General features: G+C 34.1%; 11 protein-coding genes. 5 read left to right on the plus strand and 6 right to left on the minus strand.

All coding sequences use genetic code 11. The annotated features are described in order from the left end of the window. Nucleotides 1-75: 75 nt before the first annotated feature. Together STERM_RS02760 and STERM_RS02765 are read right to left on the minus strand one after the other, a co-directional pair. Nucleotides 76-372 (minus strand): hypothetical protein, encoded by a 297-nt coding sequence (locus STERM_RS02760; RefSeq protein ID WP_012860032.1) that lies wholly within the window; start codon nt 370-372, stop codon nt 76-78. A 170-nt stretch (nt 373-542) separates the two neighbouring features. After that, nucleotides 543-917 carry a winged helix-turn-helix transcriptional regulator gene (locus STERM_RS02765; protein ID WP_012860033.1) on the minus strand — a complete coding sequence of 125 codons (375 nt, stop codon included), beginning with the start codon at nt 915-917 and terminating at the stop codon, nt 543-545. A 443-nt stretch (nt 918-1360) separates the two neighbouring features. Between STERM_RS02765 and STERM_RS02770 the strand changes: the two genes are divergently transcribed. Together STERM_RS02770 and STERM_RS02775 are read left to right on the plus strand one after the other, a co-directional pair. Next, nucleotides 1361-2629: an ammonium transporter gene (locus STERM_RS02770; RefSeq protein WP_012860034.1), complete on the plus strand. Its 1269-nt coding sequence runs from the start codon at nt 1361-1363 to the stop codon at nt 2627-2629. An 11-nt stretch (nt 2630-2640) separates the two neighbouring features. Beyond that, the gene (locus STERM_RS02775) at nt 2641-2976 is read left to right on the plus strand and encodes a P-II family nitrogen regulator (protein WP_012860035.1); all 336 of its coding nucleotides are present in this window, start codon (nt 2641-2643) and stop codon (nt 2974-2976) included. A gap of 154 nt (nt 2977-3130) precedes the next feature. On the opposite strand, the gene STERM_RS02780 is transcribed toward STERM_RS02775, so the two are convergent. Further along, on the minus strand, nt 3131-4300 hold the full coding sequence (locus STERM_RS02780) for a replication initiation protein (RefSeq protein ID WP_012860036.1): 1170 nt from the start codon (nt 4298-4300) through the stop codon (nt 3131-3133). Nucleotides 4301-4732: 432 nt separating this feature from the next. Here STERM_RS02780 and ptsG point away from each other — a divergent pair, with 432 nt between their 5' ends. Beyond that, entirely contained in the window at nt 4733-6472 is a 1740-nt protein-coding gene (gene ptsG / locus STERM_RS02785; RefSeq protein ID WP_012860037.1) for a glucose-specific PTS transporter subunit IIBC, read from the plus strand. 59 nt (nt 6473-6531) lie between these two features. Here ptsG and STERM_RS02790 read toward each other — a convergent pair whose 3' ends face one another. Beyond that, the gene (locus tag STERM_RS02790; protein WP_012860038.1) at nt 6532-7347 is read right to left on the minus strand and encodes a Cof-type HAD-IIB family hydrolase; all 816 of its coding nucleotides are present in this window, start codon (nt 7345-7347) and stop codon (nt 6532-6534) included. Between the two features lie 185 nt (nt 7348-7532). On the opposite strand from STERM_RS02790, the gene STERM_RS21025 reads away from it, so the two are divergent. Together STERM_RS21025 and STERM_RS02800 are read left to right on the plus strand one after the other, a co-directional pair. Next, on the plus strand, nt 7533-8570 hold the full coding sequence (locus STERM_RS21025) for an ROK family protein (RefSeq protein WP_012860039.1): 1038 nt from the start codon (nt 7533-7535) through the stop codon (nt 8568-8570). A 21-nt stretch (nt 8571-8591) separates the two neighbouring features. Beyond that, entirely contained in the window at nt 8592-9488 is an 897-nt protein-coding gene (locus STERM_RS02800; RefSeq protein ID WP_012860040.1) for a PHP domain-containing protein, read from the plus strand. Nucleotides 9489-9880: 392 nt separating this feature from the next. Here the strand turns inward: STERM_RS02800 and mgrA are convergent, their stop codons facing one another. Together mgrA and STERM_RS02810 are read right to left on the minus strand one after the other, a co-directional pair. After that, a complete protein-coding gene (gene mgrA / locus STERM_RS02805) occupies nt 9881-10891 on the minus strand; it encodes an L-glyceraldehyde 3-phosphate reductase (protein ID WP_280109823.1) in 1011 nt (336 codons plus the stop codon). A gap of 164 nt (nt 10892-11055) precedes the next feature. Next, a complete protein-coding gene (locus STERM_RS02810; protein WP_012860042.1) occupies nt 11056-12387 on the minus strand; it encodes an alanine/glycine:cation symporter family protein in 1332 nt (443 codons plus the stop codon). Nucleotides 12388-12448 lie beyond the last annotated feature (61 nt).

Genomic DNA, 12448 nt, shown 5'->3' on the forward strand with positions numbered 1-12448 from the left:
GTCAGATCCGGTTAGTTTTTTATTGTTATTAATTAATATTCACAGTTATTTTTTAGAATCAGACTTAGTGGGAATCTATACTGCTTCATATATTCTGACATCAGGGTCTGTAGTCCAAAGGTCTTTTAAACCAACGAAAACATCATTTTGGAACATTTCGCTTTTTAAGTATTCCCCGGCAGCTTCCACACTTGAAAATCCGTGTAAAACCTGAATATCTTCCGTTCTGATTAAAAGATCCTTACTAAGAGCTCCGTTTATTTCTGAGAGAAAGGGCTGTTTGAAAGCTGTATAAACTTTAGCGGCAGCAGCTCTGTTTTCCTCTTTTATATTCATAGTTATTTCAAGAAATGCTTTTACTTGTGTCTGCATTTTGATTCCTCCTAATTATATTTTTTGAGATCGATCTTCTTAAATATACTGTATCAGCAATACTCGAAAAAATAAAGTATTAATAAATTTATTAGTAACTATGTTTTTTAATAGTATGAAATAAAAAATGATCTGAATCAAAACGATTTGGATCATTTTTTGAATTAATATTAAAATTGACTGCATGTCTTGCAGGAAGACAAAATCTTCTCTTTGTCTACCTCTGTATAATTTTTTGACCATTGACAGATATACTGAAGAATAGGTAAAACGGAATCTCCTTTTTCTGTAAGGGAATATTCCACTTTAGGAGGCATTTCATTGTATTGCTTTCTGTTTATCAGCCCGTCGGAAATCATTTCTTTCAGCATAGCAGCAAGAACAGCATCAGTAACATTCGTGAGCTCCCGTCGAAGAGCATTATAGCGGATAATGCCATTAGCAGCAATGACACAGATAATCCGCGATTTCCATTTTCCTCCGAAAACATCCAGACCATATTCAATAGGACACCATATTTCTTTTTCCAGTTTATGTTCATACATAGTTATTCATTCCTTTAAAAATTAAATATTTTTATACCTGCCCCAAGTATAATACAGGAAAATTTAAAATACAAGAAAAAATTCAGCAATTCAAATTTTATTACTGAATAAAAAATAATAATTTATTTACGAAAGTTATCATAAAAATAATAAATATAAATTTGACTAATCGATATATATGGTATATTATTTATCTGTAATAATTAGAAAAAGGAGCAATATTATGACTATATATAAAATAAACAAATTTGATAATAATAACAATAATAATAATTATACAAGGCTTGGTGTATTTTGAGATAAATTATCTTAATAATTACGAGCCATTTTGGATTTTTAACAAATGGCTTGTATCTGAGATCTTCCTGATATAAGTCAGGAAGATTTTTTATTTTTCGTTATTCACTTTATGAATATAAATAATACAGAAAGGAGTGATCAATATGAAAAAAATAGTTTTTTTAATGTTGATTCTTGTGTCATTTTTATCTTTTTCCAATACTGCTGATTTGGTACAGACAAATCTGAATTGGACATGGACGTTAATCGGGGGGATACTGGTATTTTTTATGCAGGCGGGTTTTGCCATGGTAGAAACAGGTTTTACCAGAGCAAAGAATTCCGGAAATATTATAATGAAAAATACAATGGATTTCTGTATAGGAATACTCACATACTGGGCAATCGGATTTGCTTTTATGTTTGGAACAGGCGGAGGTTTCCTGGGATGGGGCAATTTTTTCGGAGGAGGATTGGACGGCTGGAACTGGACATTTTTCATTTTTCAGGGTATGTTCTCTGCAACAGCAGCAACAATAGTTTCTGGAGCAATTGCTGAAAGAGCTAAATTTACGACTTATCTGATTATCACCTTCTTCATTTCAGCCTTTATATATCCTGTATACGGGCATTGGGCATGGGCAGGACTTTACGGACAGAGCACAGGCTGGCTTGAGAATCTGGGTTTTATAGATTTTGCTGGTTCGGCTGTTGTACATTCCATAGGCGGCTGGGTATCTCTGGCAGGAGCTATGATACTGGGACCCAGAATAGGAAGATATACGAATAAGACTGTAAATGCAATTCCGGGACATTCATTAACACTTGGTGCTTTGGGTGTGTTTATACTCTGGTTTGCATGGTATGGTTTTAACTGCGGCAGCACAACAACAGGTACATATGAAATAGGATTAATAGCGGTTAATACTGCACTTGCACCAGCAGCGGCAGCACTTTCGGCACTTGCGTTTTCATATAAATTATATAAAACTTTTGATATAGGTCTGGTATTAAATGGAATATTGGCAGGGCTTGTGGGTGTGACTGCGGGATGTGCAAGCATAGAACCGTGGGCTGCTGTTGTTATAGGTCTTACATCAGGAATAATTGTTATAGCTTCAATAAGACTGCTTGACCGCTTTGAAATTGACGATCCTGTAGGGGCAATATCTGTACACGGAGTATGCGGTGCGTGGGGAACAATATGTGCAGGAATATTTTATGCCGAAAGCTTATTCGATCCTAAAATAATCGGAATACAGGTCTTGGGAGCAGCAGCTGCATTTCAGTTTGCCTTTCTGATGGGATGTTTTATTTTCACAGTTCTAAAACATACGCTGGGAATAAGAGTGTCTATACAGGAAGAGATCAGGGGTCTTGATTTATCGGAACATGAAGCGAGATCTTATCCTGAATTTCAGGAGAGAATATAAAGGAGGCAATTATGAAAATGATTATAGCTATAGTAAAACCTGAAAAATTTTCTGAAGTAAAAAATGCTCTCACTGATTCGGGAATAGAAGGCATGACAGTAACTGAAGTAAAAGGCTTTGGGAAACAGGGAGGACATAAAGAGATTTTTCGCGGAACTGAGTACAAAATTGATCTTTTAAATAAGGTGAAAATAGAAATTTGTGTAGAAGATTCAGAAGCTGAGAATGTAATAAATACAGTACTGAATAGTGCCAAAACCGGTAAAGCCGGAGAAATAGGCGACGGGAAAATATTCGTAATTGACGTAGAAAAGTCAGTTACTATAAGAACGGGAGAAACTAACTAATATATATAAAATTACTTGTAAGGTTAATCTCTGAAAAAAGGCTGGTTTTATAAATGCAGGCAGTAAGAGATAATACTTCTAGCGCGGTATTATCTTAAGCTGCCTATGGATATAATTTTTATACAGCCTTTTTTCTTATAAAAAATAACAGAATTCAGATAAGGTCCTCTCTGATAAAAATCTGTATAGAGCTGCTTTTATTCTGTAAAAATTCTACAAATATTTCAAAATCTTCATTTTTATAAGTAAAAAAAGAACCGTCCTCAAGGTTTTTAATTTCATTGATTACTTCAAAGGAATAGAGCTCTTCCAGCGAAGATGTAATATACAGAATGCTGTTGATATATTTATACAGATCATTCTGGAGTGTTACGGAATTTTTATAAACATGATATTTTTCAAAAAAACTGATAAATTTGCTTTCCGGCTTTATATTTTTTAAATTAGAGGAATAAAGATCATAAAGCAGTGCCTTTCTCAGATGTGCATCAAAATTCTGGATATTTTTCAGGCTGTTAATGTAGGAGACATTATTATTAACATAGCTGAGCCCTCTTTTTTCCAGATAATTAAGTATAAGATTATAAACATTTTCATAGTTAATAATTTTTGATTTTACAGTATCTATAATTTCCTTTGTCTTTTCAAAAATATTTTCACGATATGTACTTTTAAAAGTAAAATTAATTACTGAGCCGGAATGTGCCGGTTTTTCATATTTTACCTCAAGATCGGTATATTTATTTATATTTTTCACTATTTTTTTCAAAATATACTTTTCAAAATCATAAATTCTGTTATAGGAATCTTCCAGTCCGAATAATTCCTTAAGCTCTGTAACAGTGACAGAAAGTGTGTTTGCCGGAAGAATATTATTTAAATGATTATATAAAATAAGAGAAAGGTTTTTTTCCATAAAAATAAATTTTTTAAAATTAAAGTGGGAAAAAATATTTTCTTCTGTAAGAAACAATTTCAGCTCTTCGGCAGTAAAAATATATATTTTTTCTTTCTTTTGAAAATAGGAAGATACAGGTGAAAAGGCTCCGCTGTATATCACAGCGTCTTCTTCCGTAATAGAGTAAAGAACCTTTTTGTCGGTAATTTTGTGAAGAAAGTCCTGCAGTTTTGAATCAGTATCCAGATTCAGCACCTTTATCAGATCTTTAGAGTCAAGACTTATATATGGTGAAGCAAGATCAAAATTAAAAATCAGAAGCTCGAAAAATTCCTTCTCGCTTTTGGAAAAATTCTTATTTAGCTTTATGTTTACAATAAAATTTTTCGATTTTTTTGTTGGGGTAAAATTAAATATATCAATCATTTTTTTTATTCCTTTCAATATCAAAAAACAAAAATTTATTAAAAATAAAAATTTCAAAAGTCAGTGTTTTATATATATTCAGAATTATAACATAAAAAACGAAAAAAAATAATAGGTAATATTCTCATATAAATAATTATTTTATAATTTATATTTATTTTTAAAATAAGTAAAAATGAGAAATTTTATTGTAAAGTGTAAAGTGGATATAAAAAAAATATTGACATAACAAATGCTATTATATATACTAATATAAGATGAATTGATATGCTTTTGAAATATAGATAAGAAAAATTAAAACACTTTTATGTTTAATGTTTATTTAAAATGATTGGATTGGAAAATCAGAAAAAATAAAAATTAAGATAATAAAAATTTGTTGAAAATCAGGGAATTAAAAGTGTTTTATGATAATTTTTAGGAGGAAAATTTATGGAAAAGAAAAAAAATGCTTTATTTGGAAAAATGTTTGCCATATTGCAAAAGATAGGAAGATCACTTATGATTCCTGTGGCAATTCTTCCGGCAGCCGGTCTTCTTCTAGGAATCGGAGCAGGTCTGCAGCAGAGTGAACTTATTGCAAGACTGCCTTTTCTGGGAAATCATTTTATACAATATGGTGCGTTACTGATGACTCAGGCCGGAGATATAGTTTTTGGGAATCTGCCGTTATTATTTGCCATCGGTGTAGCAATCGGTTTTGCTAATAATGGTGATGGTGTAGGAGCACTGGCAGCTGTTTTGGGATTTTTGATCATGAATGTAATAGCAGGAATAGTTTCTAATGCAGGGGCCGTATTATCAGGAGTAGATACGATAAGAACAGCACTTCAGCTTAATACAATACCTAATATGGACTTCAGCAGTATGGACAGTATATATAAAGCCGGCGAGTATATACTGCAGAATAGCTCACAGTTTTCAGATACGCTTGTAGGAGCGGCTACAAGTATCAAGGGTCTTACAGTAGGACAGCTTTACGGTTATACAAGGGTAATGGGAATTCCTACATTACAGACAGGAGTTTTCGGCGGTATAATAGCAGGTCTTCTTGGTGCTGCAATATTTAATAAATATTATAAAATAGAACTTCCTCAGTTTCTGGGATTTTTTGCAGGGAAAAGATTCGTGCCGATAATGACATCAGTGTTTGCAATACTGCTTGGTCTGGTACTTCCTTTTGTATGGCAGCCTATACAGTATCTGCTTACATTATGTTCAGATCTTGCGAATAACGGTAATACAAATGTGTCTACATTTATTTTCGGGATTATTGAAAGAGCGCTGATTCCTTTTGGTCTTCACCATGTATTTTACTCGCCTTTCTGGTATCAGTTCGGGGAATATACTTCCAATGCAGGACAGATAGTGAATGGAGATCAGAGAATATGGTTTGCAATGTATGCTGACGGAGTTAAGAATTTCAGCAGTGCTTCATATTCCGGAGCAGGAAAATTTATGACAGGAAAATTTGTATTTATGATGTTCGGACTTCCGGCGGCGGCTCTGGCAATGTATCATGAAGCCAAAGATAATAAAAAGAAGCTTGTGGCAGGTGTATTATTTTCAGCAGCTCTTACCTCATTTTTAACAGGAATAACAGAACCGATAGAATTTTTATTTCTGTTTATAGCACCGGTATTGTACGGTCTTCACGTTTTACTTGCAGGTTTGTCTTTTATGATTATGAATATGCTTCAGGTAAGAATAGGAATGACATTTTCCGGCGGATTTATAGATTATACATTATTCGGAATATTTCCGGGAATTACCGGAGGATTTCAGACAAGATGGTATTTAGTTCCGGTTGTGGGAGTATTTTATGCAGTAATATATTATTTCTTATTTAGATTTTTCATTAGAAAATTTAATTTGAAAACACCGGGACGTGAGGACGACACAGAAGTTTCACCTGTAGGAACTATATCGAAGTCTAAAAGTGAACAGGCAAAAGCAGTATTGGAAGCACTCGGAGGAAAAGAAAATATAAAAAGTCTGGATGCATGTATTACAAGATTGAGAGTAACAGTAGCAGATACCAAAAAAGTAAATGACGACGAGCTGAAAAAACTAGGTGCAAAAGGTGTACTGAAAGTCGGAGAAGAAGGGGTACAGGCTATATTTGGAACACATTCCGAGATATTGAAGGATGAAATAAAGACATTACTATAATTATATATAAAACTAAAAAAATAAGGACTGCCGGCAGAATACCGCACAGTCCTTTTGTTTTATAAGTCTAAAAATTTTTCCAGAGCTTCTGTAAGTCCGTTTTCATCATTGTTTTTTTCAGTAATATAATCAGCATATTTTTTGACATGCTTGTACGCATTCTGCATGGCAACACTGTAGCCGGCTGTTTTTAACATTTCTATATCATTTTCAGCATCACCTACAGCAAGTACAGAAGTAAGCGGAACATTCAAATATTCGGAAAGCCACTTTAAGGCAACTGATTTATCAGAAGCGGCAGGAAGAACTTCAAGGAGCATGTCAAGGGAAAACATTGTTTTTATAGTGTCGCCGATTTCACTTTGCTTAAGAATTTCGGCGGCATATTCTAACTTTTTATGTTCCCCTACCAAAAGTATTTTCATGAATTTTTTTCCTGAAAGGTCTTCTATATCATTAATAAGCACCTTTGTCTGATGATTGCTTTCAGCTTCAAGCGTAGTTATTTCATTATCCTGAGTTACATAAATAAACTCGTCTTCATGAAGGCAGAAGCAAAGATCAGAGATATTCTGCAATATCAGATTGTAGATTTTTTTTATTATTTCAAAATCCATGATCTTTGTGTAGATATTTTTTTTATTTTCTGTATCATAAACAATGCCGCCGTTATAAGCAATAAAGTATCTGATTTTATCTGTGAGTCCGGCATCGCCTATTTTCAGATTTATACCATAAACAGGTCTGCCTGATGCAAAAATGAATTCTGCTCCTGTATCAATGACCTTTTTTATTGTTTTTATATTTGCTTCCGAGATATTTTCATCTGTTCCAAGACTTGTACCATCCATATCTGCTGCTACTATTTTTATCATTATGAGCTCTCCTTGCTTAAGAAATTTTGTATATACATTATACACTATAAAATATTTTATTGTAAGATATTTGAATAAGATAAAATTATAAAAGAGATTGACTGAATTACTTTTTTATAGTAAAATAAAATATACTTTTAAAAGATTATTTTAAAAGTATATTTAAAAAGTTTACGAGGTATAAGATGGATAAAACAACTAAAATAACAGGAAAACCCAAATTTATGAAAGAACTGAATATTTCGGAAATAAAAAGGGCTATTCTGAAAAATCCTATGATAACAAGATCAAATATAGCATCTTTGACAAATATCAGCCTTACGACAGTGGGGAATATTCTGACAGAGCTGATAAGAAATGAAGATATATTTACAGGTGGATATGAAGAGTCAAGCGGAGGAAGAAAGGCGGAAAGATATTATTTTAATAAGGAAAAGTATCATAGTCTGTCATTTTGCATAGATAATAAAAGTATTAAATACATAATTTCGAATATTCTGAATGAAGAAACAGAGCATGGTGAACTGGAAGTAAATGACAGAGCTGTTCGGGAAGTTATTACAGAGTTTACAGAATACACACTGAAACAAAAAGATATAAAAGCTATAGCTCTCGGAGTTCCCGGAATTGTAAAGGACAGCAGCTACTTAATCAAGGGACCGGACGGGGAATGGATAAAAAATGATATAGGGGAATTTCTCCGGAATAAATTCGGCATACCGGTAATTCTGGAAAATGACCTGAATTCTACAGTATTAGGCTTTAGTATAAATTTTGCCGGTAAAAATAAAGATAAGGAACTGAAAAATCTGAGTTCTGTATATATAGATTTTTCAGATGACTGTACTGGTGCGGGAATTATCACAAATGGCGAAATTGTACGGGGGAAATATAATTTTGCCGGTGAATTTGGTTTTATTCCTATGGACGGGGGCAAAACATTAGACGATATTATAAATGATGAGTGTGGAAATGAAGAATATGTGGAAACTTTGGTAAAACTGATTCTGATAATAAATTATACAATAAATCCCGGTATTATTATTATGAGAGGAGAAAGATTCAGGGAAGAGCTTCATAATTTAGTGGTAGAAGAATGTAAAAAGCATATGCCGGAGGGAAGCTTTCCGGAAATCATATTCAAAGAGCACAGCTTTGATGATTATTTCAGGGGGATAAGCAGTCTCGGAGCAGAGTTAATGCACAAAAATATAGGATTATAAATAAAAAACGGAGGGAAAGAAATGATAAAAAATATTATTGATCTTCATATGCATAGCGGGTATAGCGATGATGGAGAATTTAAGCCGTCTGTACTGGTGCAGATGTGTAAAGATGCAGGGCTGAAATATATAGCTGTAGCAGACCATAATTCGGTTAAGGGGGTGGAAGAAGCTGTAAATAAAGGAGAGGAGCTGGGAGTAAAAGTAATTACAGCAATAGAAATAGACTGTACATATGAAGGAGTGAATCTTCATGTGCTTGGATATTATATCGACTATAACCTGAAAGAATTCGGAGAACTGGAAGAAAATATACTGGAACAGGAGAAAAAAGCAAGTCCTGAGAGATTAAGACTTGTGGAAGAAACAGGAATATATGTTAATCGTGATAAGCTTAGCAAAATTGCAAAAAATGGTATTATAATAGGTGAGGATATAGCCGAGGCATCTGTTTATGAGCCTGAAAATAAAGAGAATCCTCTTATAAAGCCGTATCTTGAGGGCGGTTCCAGAAGTGACAACCCTTATGTGAATTTTTACTGGGATATATGTGCACAGGGAAAGCCGGCATATGTACCGGTTCATTTTATCTCTTTGAAGGAAGCGGTAGATTTGATAAATAAAGCCGGAGGTATACCGATTCTGGCACATCCGGGTAATAATATACATGAGGATAAAAAGCTTCTTGACGGAATTTTGGACTCTGGGGTAAAGGGAATGGAAGTATACAGCAGTTATCACAGCAGTGAGCAGATTGAATTTTATAGAAATGAAGCAGAAAGCAGAAACTGTCTGATGACATGCGGAAGTGATTTTCACGGTAAGATTAAGCCGGCTATAGAATTGGGCGGCTGTAGATGTGACGGGAATACTGAAAAGAAGATAATAGAAAATTTTATTTTGAATATAAAAAAATAATACAGATAACACGGATATTATCTGATTAAAAATGGACAGTCTGCTGTGCCGGTTTTCTATAATTGAAAGATTTTAGAAAACCGGCAGTTTTTCAAAATGCATATTTAGATGAAAAAATTTAATCGACAAAAGCTTTTATTTAATGTATAATAATTAAACACACTAAATAATAATGGTTTTTATCTGATATTATCCGGTGTATTAAGTTGTTTGATTAATTGAATTATAGAGGAGTTAGCAGATATTAATAAAGCTCTTTTAGAGTTTTATATATACTCAATGGTTTTAGTCAAAAAAAACAGAGCATGCATGTTTACATACTCTGTTTTTCTATTATTGTAAAATAATATATTCTGTTTATTTTTAGTCAGATATCAGATAATAAAATTTCTTCAGCCTTTCAGAATTTTTTCTATAGCTTCCAGCTCTTCGACAGTAAACTCAAGATTATCCAATGCATGAACATTTTCTATGATCTGGCTGGACTTACTGGCACCTATTAGTGCAGATGTTACTTTTCCACCCCGTAAAGTCCACGCAAGAGACATTTGAGCAAGGCTTTGATTTCGTTGTTTTGCTATTTTATCAAGTTTTTTTACTTTTTCTATTTTATCAGCAGTTATGCTATCGGAATTCAGTGAAATTTCCCACGCTTTCCCGGCTCTTGAGTCTTCGGGAACACCGTTTATATATTTATTTGTAAGAAGTCCCTGTGCGAGCGGACAGAAAGCTATACTGCCTATTCCTTTTTCTGTAAGTACATCCTGAAGTCCGTCTTCTATCCATCTTTCAAACATGGAATATCTGGGCTGATGTATAAGACATTTTATTCCCAGCTCTTTAAGTATTCTGTCTGCTTCCCTTGTCTGTTCTGCGGTGTAGTTGGAAATACCCACATACAGAGCTTTACCCTGACGTACTATCTGTGCAAGAGCCTCCATAGTCTCTTCAAGAGGAGTATCAGGATCAAATCTGTGTGAATAAAATATATCTACATAATCCAGTCCCATTCTTTTCAGACTCTGATCAAGACTTGAAATCAGATATTTTTTTGAGCCCCAGTCTCCATATGGTCCAGGCCACATTGTATAACCGGCTTTTGAAGAAATAATAAGCTCGTCACGATACGGCTTCAGGTCATCAGCGAGCATTTTTCCAAAATTCTCTTCTGCGGATCCCGGAATAGGACCGTAGTTATTGGCAAGATCAAAGTGGGTGATTCCCAGATCAAATGCAGTTCTTATCATTTCACGCATATTTTCATATTTATCCATGGTACCGAAATTATGCCAAAGCCCTAAAGAAATAGCAGGCAGTTTTAATCCGCTTCTTCCGCATCTGTTATATTTCATGGAAGCATATCTTTTTTCATCAGCTAAGTAAAGCATTACATTCATCTCCATTCAGTAACATAATATTTCAGCTGCTGTCTAAAAACGGAGAATTATACAAGATGTCCGTTTCAAAACACTTCTGATAGTATAATAATACATGAATTTTGTGAGCTTGTAAAGATAATACCGTAAATAAAAACCGGAAGATTATCTTCCGGGTAAAAAAAGTATATTTATTTATTTAAAAATCTGTTTGTTTCGCTTTTAACCACTTTAGCAAGAAATAAAAGACCTATAAGATTTGGAAGTGCCATCAGACCATTGGCAATATCCGAAAATACCCATACTCCTTTACTAAAGACTATTCCCAGATAAATAGCAAGAGTAAAAATAATCCTGTAAATCATAATGGATTTTTCTCCTGCAAGATATTCCAGAGCTTTTTCGCCGTAATATGCCCAGCCGAGTATTGTAGAATAAGCAAAAAAGATCAGGCTTATAGTAACTATAATTCCGCCGATATCGCCGGGCAGAAGTATACTAAAGGCTTTTTCCGTAAGAACTGCACCTGTACCTTCAGTGGCACCGCTCATGACTATAATCAAACCGGTCATCGTACAGACAATAATTGTATCAATAAAGGTCTGTGTCATAGAAACAAGAGCCTGTGAAACCGGATCATTTGTTTTTGCAGCAGCAGCGGCAATAGGCGAGCTTCCTAGACCAGATTCATTGGAGAATATACCACGGGAAACTCCTTTTTGTATGGTTTTACTAAGTAAGGCACCAAATGTACCACCGATGGCTGCCTGAGGAATAAATGCCGATTTGAAAATTAAGACAAATGCAGGAATTATTTTATCATAATGCATAAATATAATAACAAGAGAACTTACCACATAAAAAATAATCATTGTAGGAACTATAGCAGATGTAAAACGTCCTATTCTCTGAATTCCTCCCAGAATAACAGAACCTGTAAGAACAAGAAGAACGATCCCTGTTATTCTCGGATCTACATTAAAGCTTGTTTTCATTGCAGATGCTACTTCTGAAACCTGAACGGTATTACCTATACCAAATGAAGCAATAACTGCAAATATTGCGAATGCTACTCCCAGAAACTTTGAATTAAGTCCTTCCTGAAGATAATACATGGGTCCGCCTATCATATTCCCATATTCATCGACTTTTCTATACTTTACCGCAAGGACAGCTTCGCTGTATTTAGTCGCCATTCCGAAAAAACCTGTCATCCACATCCAGAATAATGCTCCGGGACCGCCTACGGATATTGCTCCGGCAACTCCGGCTATATTACCTGTTCCCACAGTACCTGCGAGTGCAGTCATCAGTGCCTGAAAATGTGAAATATCTCCCTCTCCGCTGTTCCCTTCTTCTTTTCTTTTGATAAATGCTAAATATAATGAATGACCCAGCTTTCTGAACTGAAGTCCTTTTAACAGAAATGTATAATATATTCCTGTTCCGAGTAATAGTATAATGAGGGGCAACCCCCAGACGAAGTCATTAATTTTATTTAACAACTGAATAAAATTCTCCATAAATATTTTCTCCTCTTAATAAGTAATCATGTTCCTTAAATTCTATCATATTTTATGTATT

It is taken from the genome of Sebaldella termitidis ATCC 33386, from assembly GCF_000024405.1.
GTDB classification, from domain to species: Bacteria; Fusobacteriota; Fusobacteriia; order Fusobacteriales; family Leptotrichiaceae; genus Sebaldella; species Sebaldella termitidis.